Origin of the sequence: Nonomuraea basaltis (assembly GCF_005893125.1) — a bacterium.
Classification (GTDB): domain Bacteria; phylum Actinomycetota; class Actinomycetes; order Streptosporangiales; family Streptosporangiaceae; genus Nonomuraea; species Nonomuraea basaltis.
On record NZ_VCJS01000241.1, the window covers coordinates 1 to 18,235 of the forward strand.

Below are 18,235 nucleotides of genomic sequence, written 5' to 3' on the forward strand. Positions count from 1 at the left end.
ACGGGATGGAGCCGTCGCTGCCGCTGGTGTCGTACGCGGTGCTGGGCGGGGTCGTGCTGCTGTTCCTCGACCTGTCGGGCGTGGCGGGGGTGCACTGGCTGGAGCGGCGGCTGGCCGCGCGGATGCTGGGCCCGGACCGTACCGAGGTGCTGGAGCGGCGGATCGCGGAGCTGGCCGAGAGCCGGGCGGGCATCGTGGCGGCGGTCGACTCCGAGCGGCGCAGGATCGAGCGGGACCTGCACGACGGGCTGCAGCAGCGCCTGGTGGCGCTGTCGATGCTGGTCGGGCGCTCCAAGCGGGGGCGGCCGGAGCTGCTGGAGCAGGCGCATCAGGAGGCACAGCAGGCGCTGGCCGAGCTGCGCGAGGTGGCCTGGCGGGTCTACCCGAGCGGGCTGGACTCTCTCGGCCTGGGCGAGGCGCTGGCGGGGGTCGCCGAACGCTCGAGCGTGCCGGTCCGGGTGTCCTGCGACCTGCGCCGGCGGCCGCCGATGGCGGTGGAGACGGCGGCGTACTTCGTGGTGTGCGAAGCTGTGACGAACGCCGCCAAGCACGCCGGCGCCGCTCTCATCACGGTCGAGGTGCGCGAGGAGGCCACAACGGTGGTCGTGCGGGTGCGCGACGACGGGTCGGGCGGCGCCAGCGCCGCGGGCGGCGGGCTGTCGGGGCTGGCCAGGAGGGTGGCGGCACTGGACGGCGGCTTCGAGGTGAGCAGCCCGGCGGGCGGGCCGACGACGATCACGGCGGTGCTTCCGTGCGGGTGATCCTGGCCGAGGACTCCACGCTGCTGCGCGAGGGGCTGGTGCGGCTGCTCCTGGAGGAGGGCCACGAGGTGCCGGCCGCGGTCAGCGACGCGGAATCGCTGGTGGCGGCGGTGGCGGCGTACGAGCCGGACGTCGTGGTGGTGGACGTGCGGATGCCGCCGGCCCACACCGACGAGGGGCTGCGCGCGGCGCTGGAGATCCGGCGCCGCTGGCCCGCCGTCAAGGTGCTGGTGCTGTCGCAGTACGTGGAGAAGCGGTATGCCACCGAGTTGATGAGCGCGGACGTGGAGGGCGTCGGCTACCTGCTGAAGGACCGGGTGGCGCAGGTCGGCGACTTCCTGGACGCGCTGGAGCGGGTGGGCGCCGGGGGAGCGGCGTTCGACCCGGAGGTGGTGCGGCAGTTGCTGGCCCGTACCACGCAGGTGGATCCGCTGGCACGGCTGACGGCCCGCGAGCGGGAGGTGCTGGAGCGGATGGCGCAGGGGCTGACCAACGCCTCGATCGCCCAGGCGCTGCACGTGTCGCAGAGCGCCGTGGAAAAGCACGTCAACTCCCTGTTCGACAAGCTCGGCCTCTCGCACACCACCGGCTACAGCCGCCGGGTGCTGGCCGTGCTGCACTTCCTGGAGTCCTGAGCGCAAGCGTCCCGTCTCCCGGCCGCCGGCGAACATGCCCGTCTCATCGGCGATCCGTTCGGCGACCACCTGCGGCTGAGCGAGCCGAAGGATCCGGCGTCCCACGCTGACCTGCCCCGGTGGACGGCCCTTGGCCGGCGGCTGAACGAAGCGCACGTCCGCTGACGGGCGAAGCGGGCGCCACCGGGGCACTGACCCAGGCGGGCAGTCTCGGCACCCTGCTGGGACCGCCCCTGCACGCGGCCGTGGCCCAGTCGGGTGGGTGGGCGGCTCCACCATCGACTACCCGGGCCGGGCGCTCGTTCTGCGCCGGGACAAGCGCGCGTTCGTGCGCGCGAGGCACAGCGCGCCCCTGTGGTTCGTGGGCGACCACTACCTATTGGCCCACGGCACCGTGAACAACCTGGACCGCATGGTGTTCTTCGTCGACACCGGCGGCGGCGACATCGGCTTCACCGCTCCCCGCTCCACTTTCACCGCCGCCGGGATCGAGATCCCCCCGGGAGACGGGTTCCATCCGGTGACGGTACGTGAGGTGACGCTGGGCTCGGCCGTCCGCCACGACGTATCCGGCCTAACCGGCGCGTTCCCGGATTGGTTCGAGAGCGGATTCGGCTTCCGCATCGGCGGGCTGCCCACGCACCAGTTCTTCAAGCCGTACGCACTCACGTTCGACTTCACGCGGATGCAGATCCTCATGGGCCCGACATCCTGACGTCCTGAGCCCCGCGTCCACAACGCCCACGGCAAAGTCGTCCAGTGGGCGTGCCAGGATGATCTGGCCTCCTTGCTCGAGCGTTCGTCGGCCGGACCTGCCGGCGTCCTGGCCACATCTGATCTGGGTGGGCTCTGGAGGGAGGACCGTGGTCGGATGACCGCGCGGCAAGTGTCGCTACGATCGGCGGATGCGTTGCCGTCCGGTGCCTGTGGCCTGCTCGGGAGCAAGGTAAGGGCCGTCGTGCCGACGGGGGAGGAGCTGAGGGATCGTGGGCAGACCCGTGTACATGGCCGCCGCCGTCAAGGTGCCGGCGCCGCCGGCGCAGGTGTTCGCGTTGATCACCGACTGGCCCCGGCACCGTGACTGGATGTTCCTGACCACCGCGCGCCAGGTGGGCCGGGACGCGATCGAGGCCTACACCGGGGTGTGGCCCTTCGGTTTCCTGGACACGATGACGATCACTCATTGGGAGCCGCCGGCGCTGGTGCGCGTGGAGCACACCGGCCGGGTCGTGCGCGGCCGGGGCGCCATCCGGGTGCGTCCGTGCGCGGGCGGCAGCCGCGTCATCTGGGCCGAGGAGCTGCGGCCGCCGTTCGGGGTGCTGGGACGGGTCCTGTGGCCGCTCGTCCGCCCGGTCGGCGTCGCGCTCGCCCGCCGCTCGCTGCGCAAGCTGGCCGCGCTGGTCACTACGTGATCCGCCCCGTCGACCGCGTGCCGGACCGGCTGCCGCCGTCTCGCGTGGTGCCGCACCGCCGTCGTCGCCCGCTGCCCCGTACGCCGGAGTCCTCACCGGATCCAGGGCAGGGCTGTTCGGATAAGGCCCTGACGCGGGCCTGATCACTTCACGGTCCGGTCCGGTCAAGGAGAGGGAGGGTGAAGGGCTGATGTGCCGGAGTCGGGCACGTCGTCGGCGACCCAGCGCCGGATCTGCCCGGCCGCCTGGTCTGCGACGGGGTTCCCGGCCGGGCGGGTGACCAGGTCGCTGAGGGCGAACATGTCCAGGACGCGCCCCAGGCAGGCCCATTCCCCGGGCGGCGGCAGATCGGCGGGCTGGTGTCCGGCGAAGGCGGCGCGAAAACCCGTGAGGAAGCCGGCCGGGTAGTCGGCGCCGAAGCGGACCATGTTGGCCGCGTCGCCGTACGGGCTGCCGGAGTAACTGAACTCCCAGTCGAGGACGGCGTCGACGCGCCAGCCGCCGCGTGCGCGGGTGACCAGGATGTTCTTGGGGTTGATGTCGGCGTGGACCAGGCGGCTGTGGCCGTCGACGAGGCCGAGCGCGGGCGCGTGGGTCGTACACAGGCCGGCGGTCAGTTCTGGAACGGAATCCGGCGTTAACCACGTCGGGAAGATTTGGACGGTAGAGGGTCACTGACCTGCGGGAACCGCCTTAACGCTGGATACCGACCATCACCGCCGATCTGGAGGACCCCGCCGTGCACGTGCACGCACCACCCGAAGGAGGTTTTCGGGACCTCTCTTACCGTGCGCGCGGACGCGCGCGAGGCCCCTGACCCGGTAACGTCAGGTCACCTGGAAGCCGGCCTCTTCGACGGCCCTCCGGGTCGATGGCCGTCGCCAGGCTCGGCGCGGTGTGAGCGTGCGCCTGACGCCGCGTCTTGGTGATTGAAGCCCTGGGGGGTGAGGCCGAAGGCCGCGTTGATGCGAGAACGCTGATTCTCCACCGCGATGACGGCGGTGAGCTCGACGGCCTGCGCCTCGGTGAAGTGGCCCAGCAGGTCGGCCACGAGTTCGTCGGTGGCTTGGGGCGGGGTGTCGGTCATCGCCTCGGCGTAGCGCAGCACCAGGCGTTCCAGGTCGGTGAACAACGCACTGGTGCGCCAGACTGGTACTGCCTCGATCTTGGCGGCAGGGATGCCGTGCGTGAGGCTCTCCCGACAGCGGAAGTCGATGCACCAGCCGCAGCCGACCCTGACCACGACCGCCATGGCGGCCAACTCCTTGAGGGTGCAGGGCACGGTGTTCCAGCGGGCCAGGCTGCGTTCGAAGGCCGCCATCGACTCCAGCACCTGGGGTTGGTGGGCCCGCACGGTCAAAGGGTCGATACCGTCACCCAACGCCCGGGCGAAGCGGGCTTGCAGCGCTTCCAGCAGCGGCGAGGGAGGCGGGGTCAGGGAGATCCGGCTCATCGAGAACCACCTTTGCTCAGGACGCGTGCGGTGAAGCGGGCGGCGTCGATGACGGCACGCTCGTGGATGCCGGTGCTGATGAGGTCGTGGCCGTCGTGCGCGTTCACTTCGAAGGCCAGGTGACGGCCGTCGACGCCGGTCAGGCGGGCCCGGCAGGTGACGCTCAGTCCGGGCGGGGTGGCCGCTTGGTGGCTGACGGCGATGTGCGTGCCGACCGTCTGCTCGCGCGGCCAGTCCAGGTACGGCACGAGCGCGCGCACGCACGTCCACTCCAGCAGCCCGACGAGGAAGCCGGTGGCCAGCACCGGGGGCATTGCGGCGAACTCCGGCGACTCCGGGTACAGCGCGGGGACGATCTTGCTTTCGGAGATCGGGAAGGTGAACTCGTGCTCCAGGCCGACCGGCGGCTCACGCATCGGCCACCCCGATCAGCCTCGCCGCCGCGGCTTTGGCGCGCAGCATCGCCGTACGGTCGTCATCGACCACCACTCGGGCGTTGGCGCCATCGATGAGCAACAGCAACGCGTACCCCACCTCCTCCGGCCGGTCCAGTCCGGCCAGCTCGGCCAGCTCGGCCAGTCTCCGGCGCAGCCATTGCTTGTATGCCGAGATCACCGCGCGAGCCGGATGCCCGGGATCGGGCAGCTCGACTGCCGCGTTGGTGAACGGGCAACCGCGGAACCCCTCCCGCCCGTGCCCGTGGGCCAGCCAGTCGAAGACCGCCAGGACAGCCTGACCACCACTGACTCCGCTGTCGGCGAGGAAGGCGGTCAGGGCGGCCTGCCGGGCGGCCCTGCGGCGGTCGAGCACGGCGGCCACCAGGTTCTCCTTGGACCCGAACTGGGCATACAGGGTCGGCTTGGATACGCCGGCCCGCTCCGCAAGGGTGTCGACGCCGGTGGCGCGGATGCCGTCGGCGTAGAAGACCTCGGTCGCCACCTCCAGCAACCGCTGCCCGCTGGGACTCAACTCGCGATGATCCACTCATCTATACTGATAGGTCAGTAAATATCCGCCAAGCTTTGGCCAGCGGCTCAGAGCCCACTGCCCCTAATGAGTTCTGGGAGTAAGCCATCCGGCAGACTCTGATGGTTAGGAGCCGTCGGCAGGTGCGCACTTACTGCCCCTGGACCTTCCAGTCCTGGAGAAAGATCGTGCCCCTGTCGATCGGCCGGGAGAGTTGATCGCTGATGCGATGTCGTGCCCGCCCGCCTGTGGCGTGAGCACTGCTTCATTAGGTCGCCGATGGTTCTCCCGCAGGCTGCTGACCAGTGAAAACGAAGATATCCACGGGAGGACGGGTGCGACTGTTCGTAGGAGACGACTGGGCCGAAGATGGCGGCGAGGATGTCGTTGTGGGTGAGCCCCGCGCAAGTGATCATGGCGCTTGGACCACGTCAGCAGCACGGACGCGCCGCTCGCAGGTAGCCCCATGCTGTGTCAGGGCTGTGGGACCGCGACCGCGGGCCGCCGTCGCGCGGCGTCCGAAGCCAGTGTCCGGCGTCGGCTCGGATACGGGGTACTAGTCGAGTTCGGCATGCTGTGCGAGCAGGCCGGCCCGGGTCCTGTTGGGGCAGTCCAGCTTGACCAGGATCCGCGACACGTGTCCCTTGACCGTGGCCTCGGAGAGGTGCAGGCGGTGGGCGATCTCGGCGTTGGACAAACCCTCTCCGAGGCAGTCGAGGACCTCTCGCTCTCTTCTGGTCAGGGTTTCGATCAGCGCGAGCTTGCTGTCCTGGCTCGCCCGGCGGCCGACGGCGGCGTTCAGCAGCCGCCGCGTTGTGGCGTCGGACAGCACGGTGTGGCCGTCGGCGGCCACCCGGACCAGCCCGATCAAATCTTGTGGCGGGGTGGACTTGAGCAGGAAGCCGGCGGCCCCTGCGTCCAGGGCTCGAAGGACGTGGTGGTCGGTGTCGAAGGTGGTGAGCGCGACCACGATCGGCGGCTCGCGCAGCGCGGCGATGTGACGGATGGCGGTGATGCCGTCGACGCCCGGCATCCGGAGGTCCATTAAGACGACATCGGGCCGGTGCCTGGTGACGGCGTCGAGTGCTTCGGCGCCGTCGTACGCCTCGTCGACGATCTCCACGTCGTCGGCGGTGCTGAGGATCGTCCGCAGGTGTGCGCAGACGAGCGGGTCGTCGTCGACCAGAAGGATACGGATCACGGGGTTTCACCCGTTGCCCGGACGATCGAGGGCAGGTTCGCCTCGACCCGATATCCGCCATCGGTGCACGGTTCGGCGTGCAGCGTGCCGTTGATCAGTTCGATGCGCCGTCGCAGGCCGAGCAGGCCGACACCGGCACCCGCCGACGCCAGCACCGCATCGCCTGCTCTGGTCGGTGCGGTGTTGTGGATGCTCACCTGTATGCCGGCGGGGAGATGTCGCACCTGGAGCCGGACCCGCGCTCCGGGTGCGTGCTTGTGCACGTTGGTCAGTGCCTCCTGAACGACTCGATACGCGGTACGGCCGACCACAGGCGGCAACAGGCACGGGTCTTCCGCGCCGTCCACCTCGACGATCGTCCCGATCGATTGCGCGGACTCGACCAGTGCGGACAGATCGGGCATCGGCTCGAGCGGGCCCGCGCTCGCCGAGTCCGCCGGACCGGCGGCGTTGAGCAGGCCGACCAGGTCACGCAGTTCGTCGAGGGTCTGGCAACCGGTCGTGCGAAGTTGCCCTGCCGCCTGCCTGGTCATCTCGTCGGCTGCGGTCAGTTGCAACGCTCCGGCCTGCAGCACCATGACGCTCACCCGATGACTCACCACGTCATGTATTTCGGCTGCCAGTCGCAGTCGCTCCTGTCTGCGGGCCTGCTCGGCACGCAGGTGGTGGTCGCGCTTGGCACGTTCGGCTCGTGCCACGACGTACCTGCCCAGTGCGGCAGGCCCGCCGACCAGGATGAGGACCATGCCGGCGACGGCGATCGCACGTGAGGAGGGCGGCGCGCCCAAGAATGCGATGGCCGCCACCACGACCAGCGGCAGCCAGATCAGCCGACGGTTGCGCGCGAAGGCCGCCACGGCGTACGAGGCAAAGGGCACGGCCGCCGGAAGCAGTGTGATCTCCGGCTCCAGGCGGGTTCCCGGCGCGAGGCCCGGCCACACCCACACCGCCGCTACCAGGGTGACCGCGAGCACCGCCTCGACCCAGGCGACCGCAACCGGTGCGCGGCGACGAAACCAGAGCGACAATGCGCTCGCCACCAGCAGGCAGAAGGCGAAGAGGTCATACGGCTCAGGGAAAACCGGAACCTGAGTCACCGTGTCAGTCACGGAAAGAACGCCGGCCAGGACCACCACGACGATGTCCACGACCCGCTCGCGCCCCATGGCGCAACCATAACCAACGCCGTTCAACCGACGGCCGAGGCAGAACGAAATCCCCACTAAAGTCGCATACACCAGTTCCTTCGAGGCACCTTGGCAGCCGCGAATCCCATCTTTACGCGCTGTCGCCGGCGATCGGCGCCGGGCTGGAATCGACTCATGCTCGACAGACGAACACTGCTGCTGGGATCCGCGACCGCCGCTGGAGCGATACTGCTCGGCGCATGCGCGGGAAACACGACGACACCCCGGCCGCGGGTCCGGACGGGATACCTGCAGGTACCGGGGGCGCGGCTGTACTACGAGACGCGAGGATCCGGGCCACCCCTGCTGATGATCCATGGCGGCGTGGCCGACGCCGGCTCCTTCGCCGCGATAGCACCCGAATTGGCCGAGCACTACACGGTCATCACCTACGACCGCCGCGGGAACTCCAGGAGCCGGCTCGACGGGCCGCCCGCCGACCTACGACTCGACCAGCAGGCCGACGACGCCGGCTTGCTGCTCAAGACGCTGATCGACACGCCGCCGCACGTGTTCGGCAGCAGCGGAGGCGCCATCGTCGCGCTCGAACTCGCCACCCGCTACCGAGACCGCCTCGGCACGGTGGTCGCACACGAGCCGCCGGTGCCCGCCGTGCTTCCGGACGCCGCGGCACAGCAGGCGAAGTATGAGGCGGTCTATCAGACGTATCGCACGAGGGGCGTGCAAGAGGCATTTCAGCAGTTCATGGCCATTGATCCAGGTGAGGACGATCCGGCGGCGGACGGCGACTATCCCGCTGATCCGGAATTCGGCACCCGGATCCAGGGCAACCAGGAATTCCTGCTGGCCCACGAGATGCTCCCGTTCACCCGCTACCGGCCCAACCTGGCCGCCCTTCGCGCGAAGCTGCCCAAACTGGTGCTCGGAGTCGGTCACTATCGAGCCAGGGTGGCGACCCGCATCGTCCTGACACTGGCCGATCGACTCGGCACCAAGGCGACGCCGTTTCCCGGCGACCACACCGGCTACATTTGGCGCCCGCGGGAGTTCGCCGAGAAACTTCACGCGGCCCTGACCTGAGCGTGGTCTGCCGCCAGGCGATGGCATGGCGCGCATGCCGACGTGAAATCGGCAGGCCGGTGGCGGGGTCGAACGGCTCCCACCGTTGCACGACGGTCTGCCGCACCCCCTGATCGAGCTGGGCCGCCACACGGTGTTGCCCCTCGTAGTAGCGCCATCCGGCGTTGGGTTCGGTGTTCGGCTCGATTCCCCCAGTACAGGCCAGGGCGAGGACCGCGTTCTGTTCCCGGTCGCCGAGACCTTGCTCGTCAAGGCGTTCGAGGGCGTAGTCGCTGATGCGTTCGCCGTGCAGGTCGGCGGCTTGGGCCTGGCGGACCAGACGAATGGCTGCCTCTGCGGCCTGGCGCCAGTCCACCTGGTGGTGCCAGCAGCACGCCCGCGGGGCCTGGCGGGGCACCAGCCAGGGAGCCAGGCGGCGGATCCGCCGCCTGACCCAGACCTTCGGGCCGATCATGCAGTCCGGTTCGCGGATCTCGTTGGGCACGGGCAGGCGGACGACCTTCACCACTTCGTACACCGGTTCATACACCGGCTGAATAGCATGCGCAGGACGGTCGCCGCCGAGGGGCGCCATCCGCGACCTGCGCGACCCCAAGATCCGGACGCTGCCGAAGACGACGACGAGATCTGAACGTCCGGCGGGGCCGCCCGCGTATTCATCTAACGAGCGGTTCGTTGAACGCTTGGACCGCGCCTTGGGGCTGGCCGTAGTGGCGATCGTGGCTGGATGCCGGTCATTGATTCGGGATGTCGATGCCGGCCGCGCGCAGTTTCGCCTCGACCAGCGCGTTCAACCGGGCGATGGCTGGCGCTTGGTCTTCCCGGTGGTGGTTGACCAGTCCGTACCGGGCGGCAGCGTCGGACTGGTTCTGAGACCCGGTCGGCGTTGCCAGCAGCGCGCGGTCGGCCAGCAGCTTGTCGGCCAGCGCGGACGCCAGCTCCTCGATTCGCGGGTCGTCGGGATCCCAGGACATCGCATCGACGCCGCGCTTGGTCAGCTCGACGAACTCGGGATCGTCGAGCGAGTGTTCGAGCCGGGTCAGGAAGCTGTCGAAGATCTCCGGAACCAGTGCCCGGGCCAGCACCAGAGCCTCCCGTTGGGTGGCCACGTAGTCGGGGCTGAAGCCAAGATCGGCGAGTCGGTCCAAGAGCGCGCAGGCCCGGTCGGGCAGCAGGGCCCGGTCACCGTGGGCGAGCCGGTGCAGCGTGTCGCGGCGCGCGATCAGGTCCTCGATCCGTTCGGTGAGCCGACGATGGACGTCGTCCAGCGCGGCGGCGAACGGTTCGGGATCGGAGTCGAGCAGGTCACCGATCTCGGCCAGCGGCACGCCGGCCTCGGCCAGCGTCCGGACCTGAACCAGCCGCAGCAGGTCGGCCGACCGATAACGCCGGTAGCCCGAACCGTCACGTTTCGGCTCGGCGATCAGGCCGAGCCGATGATAGTGCCGCACGGTCTTGATCGTGACGCCGACGAACGCCGCCGCCTGACCGATTGTGAGCCCGTCTGCCATCGGCTCAGCGCATCTCCAGATCGCGGGTGGCTGCGGTCTCGCACACCGCATCGGCGACGGCCCGGAAGTCCTTGCGCGGGATGGAGCCGTGGTAGCCGGCGACCTTCGCATTCACCTTGGGGTACTGGTGGCGGGCGATCACAGGGCCAGGGTAGCGCGCATCTGTTCCAGTCCATCACCGCGCCGGACCGCGCGGACCGCGGCCCAATCTCTGGCCCAGGCCCCGGGGACGCCTGAGGTCGGCGCAGGTCAGCCCATGATCGCGACAGAGGTTGACCTTGACCTTAGGTCAGGGTGCACGCTCATCGTATGGCCGCCTCGAAGGGGCCGGTGGCCACCAGGGCCGCCGTGAGATCGAACACTGTGGACAAGGAGATTCATGATGGGACAAAGCAACAGCGGCTTCTCCGAGGTGGGGCTGCGCCGCCTGCGCGAGGTGCTGGCACGCCATGTCGAGTCCGGAAAGATTCCCGGGCTGGTCGCCCTGGTCAGCCGGGGAGGCCAGACGCACGTCGAAGCGATCGGGACGATGCGCGCCGAGGGTGGCGCGCCGATGCGCCGGGACACGATCTTCCGGATGGCGTCGGTGTCCAAGCCGGTCACGACGGCGGCGGCGATGGTCCTGCTCGATGAGTGCAGGCTGCGGCTGGACGAGCCGGTGGATCCGTGGCTGCCCGAACTCGCCGACCGGCGCGTGCTGACGCGGCCCGACGGCCCGCTAGAGGACACGGTCCCGGCGCGGCGGCCGATCACCGTACGGGACCTGCTGACCTCCACGTTCGGGCTCGGAGTCGATTTCGAGTTGATGGATTCCCCGATCAGGGCCGCGACCTTCAAGGCAACCGACTACAGCGTGGCATCCGGTCCGGCGCCCCACCCGGACGAGTGGATGCGCCGCCTCGGCGAGCTGCCGCTGTCGTACCAGCCCGGACAGCGGTGGCTGTACGACCTCAGCTACGAGGTGCTCGGCGTGCTGGTCGCCCGGGTCACCGGCCGGTCGTTGGAGACGTTCCTGCGCGAGCGGATCTTCGACCCGCTGGGCATGACCGACACCGGGTTCCACGTGCCCGCCGGCAAGATCGACCGGCTGCCGCCCCTGTACGGGCCCGACCCGCAGACGGGCGAGTTCACCGTGTGGGACGAGGCGGAAGGCGGACGGGCCAGCCAGCCTCCGGCGTTCCAGGGCGCCAGCGCGCTGGTCTCCACCGTCGACGACTACCGCGCCTACTTCCAGATGCTGCTCAATGGCGGGATGCACGAAGGCCGGCGGATCTTGTCCCGGGCCGCAGTGGAGCTGATGACCACCAACCGCCTCACCCCCGAGCAAGAGGCTGCCCGGGACACCATGTACCAGAACATCGCCCACCTGACATCTGGCCAGGCGTTGCACGGCGGCTGGGGCTTCGGGATGGGGGTGCGCACCTACCGCGGCGACTACGCCCCCATCGGCCAGTTCGGCTGGGATGGCGGCACCGGCACCACCGTCTACGCCGACCCGACCAACCGGCTCACCGGAATCCTGTTCACCCAGGTCGGGATGTCCACCCTGGATTCAATGCGGCTCATCAACGACTTCTGGACCACCACCTACCAGGCACTCGACGACTGACTCCGAGCGCGGACGCCGGGCCGAGCAGGCACAACCGGTCGACGCTCCCGTCGGGGACGAGGTCGGCCAGGGGCACTCTGCTCGGCGGTGGCCCGCATGGTCGGGTGTTCATCTAACGAGCGTTTGACGAACGCAACCAAGGACACCCGGCCGAACGGGGACCTCCGTACGCCATAGCGGATGGCGCGTGAGCCTGACCAACATCAACGACGAGATCGAGCGGCAGGCCACCGCCATGGCCACCGCGGCAGCCGACCTCCCGCTGCTGCTCTACCGGTTCCGCACCACCCCACCGGCGGGATGAGCGTCGGGACCGTGCTGAACAAGCTGGCCGAGACCGCCGAGCACGTCGGCGAGTTCGCCCGCGAGTTCGGCGAACAGAACTGGGTCGACATGAACGAGGACGAGACAGCAGACTGGCGCAAGGTTCTCGCGGACCTCGAAGCCGCCGCCGCGAACTTCCGCCGCACCGTGAACCTCATCAGCTAAGCCGAGGCCCCCGTAGGCCACCGACATCAGAACGGCCAGTCACGATAAGACGAGCCCGCCGGGCTCCTTAACGTGACTGGCCGTTGCGGTGATTACAGAGAGCTACTTTGGGGCCGGTCGCATGGACCCGAGTGGGGGGGCCTATCCCGGCGTGAGCACGCCGGAAGGGGTGGCGATGCGCCGCCGGGTGAACGAGTGGATCCGTACGGGTGGCGCGTTCGACGCGGTCTCGACGTCGCACGGGCAGTGGAGAACCCGGACGAATCCGACTTCATCCGGCCCGAATTTAATGCGGAGGGTGGGATGCGCCTCTACGACGCCGCCGCCCGCGCCACGGCCGCGGCTTACGTGCCTGACAAGATCATATCTTTGGGTCACGCCGGCGTCGCGGGCGCCGGTACGGCCTGGCGGCGGCGGCTGACCGCGGTCGCGAAGGCCGAGATCACCGGGTGCGGCCTGCGCCCGTCGCCGGCCAGTTCCGGCTGGAACATCGTGGCCAGGAAGAACGGGTGGCCGGGCAGTTCGGCCGCCCGTACCGCGCCGTCGTCCTCGGCGTGGCCGGAGAACACCAGCCCGCCCGCCTCCAGCCTCTGCTTGTAGGACTCGTTGAGCCCATACGAGCAGACGTAGGCCTCCATGGTGGTGGGCACGCCCATGATCTGCTCGATCAGCGAGCCGGGCGCCAGCCGTACCAGGCTCTCGTGCCCGGCCAGCGAGCACGCCAGCGGCGTGAGCAGGAACTCACGCGCCCCCGGCTCGTTCTCGGCGTGGGCCACGTCGAGCCCGCACACGTGCCGCGCGAACTCCAGCAGCATGTGCTGGAACCCGCCGCATGTGCCCAGGAACGGGATCTGCTGCTCGCGGGCGACGCGCGCGGCCTCGACCGCGCCCGCCTCGTCACGGTACGGGCTGCCGGGCAGGATCCAGATGCCGTCGAAGGCGTCCAGGCCGGTCACGTCGGTGGTGGGGATCCAGTACGGGTCGAGCGCGATGCCGTCACGCTCCCGCAGCGCCTCCATCACCAGCGGGATGCGGACATGCGAGCGAACGCTGGGGGAGCGGTCCCCCACAAGGGCGATTCTCATGCCCCCATCGTGGCCGCCGGCGCCCCTTAAGCGCCAACGATGAAACCTGCACCTGCTATAAGCAACACTAATGGACCCGCATCTGCTCACCACGTTCGTGACCGTCGCCCGGCACGGATCCTTCTCCGCGGCCGCCGCCGAGCTCGGCTACACGCAGTCGGCGATCTCCCAGCAGATCGCCGCCCTGGAGGCCGATCTGGGCCTGCCGTTGCTGAGCCGCCGCCCGGTCGCGCCGACCCCGGCCGGGCGGCGGCTGCTGGAACACGCCGGGCCGCTGCTGCTGCGCCTGCGGGCGGCCCGCGCCGACGTACTGCGCGCCGCCGCCCAGCCCCGCCACCGGCTGCGCCTGGCCGCCACTCCGCTGGCCGTCAACGCCGTCCTGGCCGACCGCCTGGCGCGGGCCCGCGCACGGCAGCCGCGCCTGGAGGTGACGCTCCTGACGTGCGGGCGCGAGCAGGTCAGCGCGATGGTGGCCGAGGGGGAGGCGGACCTGGGGCTGGCCGACGGCATCGCCGCGCCCAGCGACCCGCTGCGGCTGCCCGACACCGCTCCCATGACGACCGCGGGGGTGGCCGAGGAGGAGCTGATGGTGGCCCTGCCCACCGGCCACCCCCTCGCGGGGCGGGCGGCGCTGCACCTGGCCGACCTGGTCGACGCGCGCTGGCTGCAGACGCCGCTGTGCCCGCTGACGCGACTGCGCGACCTGGTGGGGGACGGGTTCCCGGCGGCGCTGGACTACCGGGGCGACGACGTGCACACGGTGGTCAACCTCGTGGCCGCCGGCCACGGCCTGACCCTCCTGCCGGCCTCGGCCCTGCCCGCCCGCAATCGGTCCGTGTCAGGTACGCCCGACCCGGCGCGCGGTGTGCCGCTGGCCTCGCCCCGCCTGGTGCACCGGGTCGAGCTCCTGCACGGCGCCCTGCCCCCGGGCTCGGCCGCCGACCTGGCGCGCGACCTGTCCCCCTGACGGGAGACGGCCCCAGCAAGATCACCGCCCTGGGTCGTGTCATCGCCCGCCCCGGCTCGGGCCGCGACCCGCCGTCGTATCGTCACCCACCGCCCCAGGTCAGGCCTGCCAGCCGGTCACCCCGCCCGGTACGGGCGCCGCCGGGTCGTACGGCTCGCGGGTGAAGATGAACGTGTTGAGGTCGAGATGATCGGCCGCCACCCGCAGCGTCTCCCCGGCGTAGTAGCCGTCCAGCCCCAGCCACGTCCCATCCGCCTGGGGCACGAACCGCGAAGCCCGCCCCCCGCCGTCGACCGGCTCCAGCGCCAGGCCCCGCTCGGGCAGCAGCCGCAGCGCGTACGGTTTGGGCCCCCAGTGCCACAGCCCCGTCACCGCCAGCAGGCCGGGGTCGGCCGGGACGGGCCGCCACTCGTCGGGCAGGCGCGGCTCGTGCTCGTCGAGGATGTCCAGCAGGTCGGTCGCCAGGCTGCCGCTCATGCCGGAGGTGGTGTTGGCCATGAACAGCACCCCGACCCCCTCGCCCGGCTCGGCCCACACGGTGGCCAGGAACCCGGGCATCGACCCGGTGTGCCCGGACAGGCGGCGCCCGCCGGTCCGGGCCAGCTGCAGGCCGAGCCCGAACCCGCCGGTCCAGGCGTCGCCGTCGGCCACGCCAGCCGGCTCGCGCATCTCGGCCAGGGTGTCCGGGCACAGCACGCCGCAGGTGTCACCGCACAGGAACACCGCCCACCGGGCCAGGTCGTGCGGGGTGGACCACAGCTGCCCGGCCGGCCCCATGGCGTCGGCGTCGTGCTCCGGCTCGGCCAGCACCACGTCGGCCCACGGGTGCACGGCGTAGCCGGTGGCGTGCGGGACGCGGGGGCGGGCGGTGGTGTCGTTCATGCCGAGCGGCGCCAGCACCTCGGCCTGCAGCGCCCGCAGCCACGTGGTGCCGCGCAGGCGGGCGACGAGCTCGCCCAGCAGCGCGAACCCGACGTTGGAGTAGTGGAAGCGGCGGCCGGGCCGGTGCTTGAGCTCGCCCGGCCCGATGCGTTCCAGCAGTTGCCCGGCCGCGATGCCGGGAGTGCGCTCCCACCAGGCGGTGGGCGGCTCGGCGGTCAGCCCGGCGGTGTGCGACAGCAGCTGCGCGATCGTCAGGTGGCCGAGCCGCGTGCCCGGCAGATGGGACTCCAGCGGGTCGGTCAGGGCGAGGGCGCCCTCGTCGCGCAGCCGCATGACCACGACGGCGACCATGCTCTTGGTGATCGACCCGAGCCGGTATTGGATGGCGGCGGTCGGCGGGGCGTCGCCGACGCGGCCGCGGCCGCCGAACCACGCCGTGCGCCCGTCGCGCACGATCGCCGCCGTCAGCGACGGCACCCTGCATTCGGCCTGTTCGACGGCCAGCCTGCGGAGCAGAGCGCGGGCCGTCGCGTGTCCCACCTGACTCATGAGCGACAAGGGTAGCGGCTAGATCAGCACCAGCCGCGGCCCGATCAGCTCTCCCTGATGCGGCTGCGGATGGGCCTGGTCGTGGTAGTAGTGGCCGGCGTACCAGACGACGACGTTGGCGCCGTTGACGGGCTCGCCGTTGAGGAAACGGTTGAGCGCGGCCCGGTCGCGGGGGCCGGGGTTGCCGTCGTCGAGCTCGCGCGGGTGGTGGCGCAGGAACCACAGGTCCGACACACCGTAGGCGTCGGCGGTCCCGTCATGCGGGCCGGGGTGGATCTGGTAGCCGCGGCCGGAGGACTTGTCGCGGACCTGCCAGTAGCGGGCGGGGTGGCGGCGCTTGCGGGAGGTCTCGCGGATGATCGCCACGGGTTCGGGGATGAGCGAACCGGTGTCGTCGATCTGCTCGATGACGTCGTTGGCGGCCCCGTGGACGTCGAAGTCGAGCCGCCAGTAGGCGTGGTGGCGGTGGACCAGGCACGTCATGGGGTTGGCGGTGGCGGCGAACCCGAAACGCGGCAGGATGTCACCGTCGTCGCGCAGCCGCCAGTCGCTGGCGTAGCGGTACCAGCCCGCGGCCAGCTCGCTGACGATGCGCAGCTCCTCGCCGTCGTGGTGGAAGGCGACACCCTGGAAGTTGCCGGCGTCGGTGGAAGGGCGTTCCAGGATCGTACGGGGGGCGCTGGTGCACAGCCGCCACCCCCACCCGACCGGGTCGGCGCCGGTGGCCGAGAAGCGGGTCTCGAACGCGACGTCGTCGCGGAAGGTCGTGCCCTCCTCGTATTCGACGTTGAGGATGGGCAGGTGCGCCTGGCGCAGCATGAGCTTGCCGCGGTAGCGGACCTCGCGCAGCTCGACGCCGCCGCCCATGCCGGGGTTCTGCGGGGCCGAGGCGCGCGGCCGCACCACGAGCAGATTCCATAACTCGGTGGAGCCGCGGTGGACGCGCACCCTCACCTGGTCGGGGCCGCCGCGGTCGGCCAGCGCGTCGATCCCCTCCGGGACGCTGTCCTCGCAGTCGTGGTGCATGCGCACGTTGACGCCGGCGGGCGTCCAGTCGACGGCCCGTCCCGCCAGGTCGACGGCGACGATGCGGTGGCGCAGCCCCGTGGGCTCGCCCGGCGTGTACACCCCCAGGGTGGGGCGGCGCACGGTGGTGCCGTCGGGGTTCTCGGCGTCGGCCAGCGGCGGCATCGGCCGGTAGACGACCACGTCGTCCCCGCCGGGGAAGCGGGGATCGGCGCGCAGGATCGCGGCGGCGGCCACCAGCTCCTCGCGGCTGGGCGGCGGCCGGTGGGCGCTGGGCCGCAGCTCGGCCCGCTCGGGCCGGTCCAGGGTGCCGCGCAGCTCGACGGCGCGGTTGCCGACCGGGTCGAACACGGTGGCCTGGAACGGCGCGTTCTCGCCCGGGTCGTGGCCGAGGCCGGGGGCGAAGGCGACGCTGAGCCTGGCCGGGTCGGCCACCTCCAGCGCCGACAGCGCCTCGGGGTGCTCGGCCACCGCCTGGCGCAGCCGCTGCGCGCTCAGCCCGGCGCGCGGGACCGCTTCGATCGTGACGCGTACGTCGTCCATGGACTCTCCTGATGGATGCGGCCTGTGCCGCGGACAATGGTGTTTACCGGGAGGGGGCCCGGTCGAAGGTGTCGAGGATGAGCGCGGTGGCGTCCAGGTCGCGGGCGGTGGCCCCCAGCCAGGACACCTCGATGGGGCCCGGCCAGGTGTGCCCGCCGCCGTCGATCGTGTACAGGCGCAGTGTGGCCCCGCCGGGGCAGGATTTCCAGCCGCGCAGCCGTACCTGCTCGCTCAGGCCGCCCGTGGTGCGGCCGGAGCAGCCCAGCGCTGTCGCCCAGCCGTCCATGGCCTGCTCCACCGGCGCCAGCACCACCAGGTCGGCCAGGGCGCGCAGGTCGCCGGACGCGTCGCGCAGCGGATGGCCGCCGCGGTAGGGGACGATCCGGTCGGCGGTGCCGTGGAAGGCGACGATCGTGGTCGGCGGCGGCTGCGGGCACGGCCGCACGATGTTGAGCCCGGCCACCGCGGCGACGCCGGCCAGGCGGCCCTCCAGCGCGCAGATCAGGCCCGCGGCCATGCCGGCGCCGTACGACATGCCGGCGGCGAACTCGCGGCGCGGATCGACGCACAACCCCCGCTCCAGCCGGTCCAGCAGCGCGCCCAGGAATCCCGTGTCGTCGGGGCCGCCCGTGTGCGGCAGCGTCCAGCCCATGCGGCCCTCGGCGGCCTGCGGGGTGGCCACGATGTAGCCGCGCCGCGCCCCCTGTGCGGCCAGCCGGCTGTAGGAGCTCTGCCGGGCGGCGCTGGAGCCGAGGCCGTGCAGGTCGAGCAGGACCGGGTGGGGTCCCTCGCCGCCCGGCACCGACAGCAGGAAGCGGCGCTCCAGCCCGCCGTGGGTCAGGGTGTGCCGGCCGGGCTCCAGCCGCTGCGCGGCGGTGCAGCCGCTGGTGGGGGCCGCCTCGGCGGGCGGCCGGGGCG

Annotated in this window: 21 protein-coding genes; 9 read left to right on the top strand and 12 right to left on the bottom strand. The window is 71.2% G+C overall.

Annotated elements, in window-relative coordinates:
- From EJK15_RS57200 to EJK15_RS57215, 4 genes are all read left to right on the top strand, one after another.
- Window positions 1-761: sensor histidine kinase (locus EJK15_RS57200; protein WP_138718836.1), on the top strand; the 761-nt coding region annotated here is incomplete at its 5' end.
- Window positions 752-1,396 carry a response regulator gene (locus EJK15_RS57205; RefSeq protein ID WP_138718837.1) on the top strand — a complete coding sequence of 215 codons (645 nt, stop codon included), beginning with the start codon at window positions 752-754 and terminating at the stop codon, window positions 1,394-1,396. The genes EJK15_RS57200 and EJK15_RS57205, both read left to right, overlap by 10 nt.
- A gap of 262 nt (window positions 1,397-1,658) precedes the next feature.
- On the top strand, window positions 1,659-2,111 hold the full coding sequence (locus EJK15_RS57210; protein ID WP_138718838.1) for a hypothetical protein: 453 nt from the start codon (window positions 1,659-1,661) through the stop codon (window positions 2,109-2,111).
- Window positions 2,112-2,382: 271 nt separating this feature from the next.
- Window positions 2,383-2,808 carry an SRPBCC family protein gene (locus EJK15_RS57215; RefSeq protein WP_138718839.1) on the top strand — a complete coding sequence of 142 codons (426 nt, stop codon included), beginning with the start codon at window positions 2,383-2,385 and terminating at the stop codon, window positions 2,806-2,808.
- 164 nt (window positions 2,809-2,972) lie between these two features.
- Here the strand turns inward: EJK15_RS57215 and EJK15_RS75575 are convergent, their stop codons facing one another.
- The 6 genes from EJK15_RS75575 to EJK15_RS57245 all read right to left on the bottom strand — a co-directional run bounded on the left by EJK15_RS75575 (window position 2,973) and on the right by EJK15_RS57245 (window position 7,576).
- A complete protein-coding gene (locus EJK15_RS75575) occupies window positions 2,973-3,464 on the bottom strand; it encodes a phosphotransferase (RefSeq protein WP_138718840.1) in 492 nt (163 codons plus the stop codon).
- Window positions 3,465-3,640: 176 nt separating this feature from the next.
- On the bottom strand, window positions 3,641-4,261 hold the full coding sequence (locus tag EJK15_RS57225) for a carboxymuconolactone decarboxylase family protein (RefSeq protein WP_138718841.1): 621 nt from the start codon (window positions 4,259-4,261) through the stop codon (window positions 3,641-3,643).
- Window positions 4,258-4,677 carry a thioesterase family protein gene (locus EJK15_RS57230; RefSeq protein WP_138718842.1) on the bottom strand — a complete coding sequence of 140 codons (420 nt, stop codon included), beginning with the start codon at window positions 4,675-4,677 and terminating at the stop codon, window positions 4,258-4,260. The genes EJK15_RS57225 and EJK15_RS57230 overlap by 4 nt, the downstream gene beginning before the upstream one ends.
- Entirely contained in the window at window positions 4,670-5,245 is a 576-nt protein-coding gene (locus tag EJK15_RS57235) for a TetR/AcrR family transcriptional regulator (RefSeq protein ID WP_138718843.1), read from the bottom strand. The genes EJK15_RS57230 and EJK15_RS57235 overlap by 8 nt, the downstream gene beginning before the upstream one ends.
- 538 nt (window positions 5,246-5,783) lie before the next feature.
- Complete coding sequence (locus tag EJK15_RS57240; RefSeq protein WP_138718844.1) at window positions 5,784-6,428, bottom strand: response regulator; 645 nt, start codon at window positions 6,426-6,428, stop codon at window positions 5,784-5,786.
- Entirely contained in the window at window positions 6,425-7,576 is a 1,152-nt protein-coding gene (locus EJK15_RS57245) for a sensor histidine kinase (RefSeq protein WP_171075165.1), read from the bottom strand. Before EJK15_RS57245 ends, EJK15_RS57240 begins: the two co-directional genes overlap by 4 nt.
- A gap of 174 nt (window positions 7,577-7,750) precedes the next feature.
- On the opposite strand from EJK15_RS57245, the gene EJK15_RS57250 reads away from it, so the two are divergent.
- Window positions 7,751-8,656: an alpha/beta fold hydrolase gene (locus EJK15_RS57250; protein WP_138718846.1), complete on the top strand. Its 906-nt coding sequence runs from the start codon at window positions 7,751-7,753 to the stop codon at window positions 8,654-8,656.
- 323 nt (window positions 8,657-8,979) lie between these two features.
- Window positions 8,980-9,192 (top strand): hypothetical protein, encoded by a 213-nt coding sequence (locus EJK15_RS57255; protein ID WP_138718847.1) that lies wholly within the window; start codon window positions 8,980-8,982, stop codon window positions 9,190-9,192.
- A 198-nt stretch (window positions 9,193-9,390) separates the two neighbouring features.
- Here the strand turns inward: EJK15_RS57255 and EJK15_RS57260 are convergent, their stop codons facing one another.
- A complete protein-coding gene (locus tag EJK15_RS57260; RefSeq protein WP_138718848.1) occupies window positions 9,391-10,167 on the bottom strand; it encodes a MerR family transcriptional regulator in 777 nt (258 codons plus the stop codon).
- Window positions 10,168-10,171: 4 nt separating this feature from the next.
- Complete coding sequence (locus EJK15_RS71880) at window positions 10,172-10,309, bottom strand: hypothetical protein (RefSeq protein ID WP_171075166.1); 138 nt, start codon at window positions 10,307-10,309, stop codon at window positions 10,172-10,174.
- Between the two features lie 240 nt (window positions 10,310-10,549).
- On the opposite strand from EJK15_RS71880, the gene EJK15_RS57265 reads away from it, so the two are divergent.
- Both EJK15_RS57265 and EJK15_RS57270 read left to right on the top strand, forming a co-directional pair.
- Entirely contained in the window at window positions 10,550-11,776 is a 1,227-nt protein-coding gene (locus EJK15_RS57265) for a serine hydrolase domain-containing protein (RefSeq protein ID WP_138718854.1), read from the top strand.
- A 300-nt stretch (window positions 11,777-12,076) separates the two neighbouring features.
- Entirely contained in the window at window positions 12,077-12,265 is a 189-nt protein-coding gene (locus EJK15_RS57270; RefSeq protein ID WP_138718849.1) for a hypothetical protein, read from the top strand.
- 374 nt (window positions 12,266-12,639) lie between these two features.
- Here EJK15_RS57270 and EJK15_RS57275 read toward each other — a convergent pair whose 3' ends face one another.
- Window positions 12,640-13,350, bottom strand: a complete 711-nt coding sequence (locus EJK15_RS57275) for a CTP synthase C-terminal region-related (seleno)protein (RefSeq protein ID WP_138718850.1) — start codon at window positions 13,348-13,350, stop codon at window positions 12,640-12,642.
- A gap of 70 nt (window positions 13,351-13,420) precedes the next feature.
- Between EJK15_RS57275 and EJK15_RS57280 the strand changes: the two genes are divergently transcribed.
- On the top strand, window positions 13,421-14,317 hold the full coding sequence (locus EJK15_RS57280) for a LysR family transcriptional regulator (RefSeq protein WP_138718851.1): 897 nt from the start codon (window positions 13,421-13,423) through the stop codon (window positions 14,315-14,317).
- 99 nt (window positions 14,318-14,416) lie between these two features.
- Here the strand turns inward: EJK15_RS57280 and EJK15_RS57285 are convergent, their stop codons facing one another.
- From EJK15_RS57285 to EJK15_RS71885, 3 genes are all read right to left on the bottom strand, one after another.
- Window positions 14,417-15,748 (bottom strand): serine hydrolase domain-containing protein, encoded by a 1,332-nt coding sequence (locus tag EJK15_RS57285; RefSeq protein ID WP_138718852.1) that lies wholly within the window; start codon window positions 15,746-15,748, stop codon window positions 14,417-14,419.
- 18 nt (window positions 15,749-15,766) lie between these two features.
- Window positions 15,767-17,317: a hypothetical protein gene (locus EJK15_RS57290; RefSeq protein WP_138718853.1), complete on the bottom strand. Its 1,551-nt coding sequence runs from the start codon at window positions 17,315-17,317 to the stop codon at window positions 15,767-15,769.
- Window positions 17,318-17,360: 43 nt separating this feature from the next.
- On the bottom strand, window positions 17,361-18,235 hold an 875-nt coding region (locus tag EJK15_RS71885), incomplete at its 5' end, for a CE1 family esterase (RefSeq protein ID WP_206061796.1).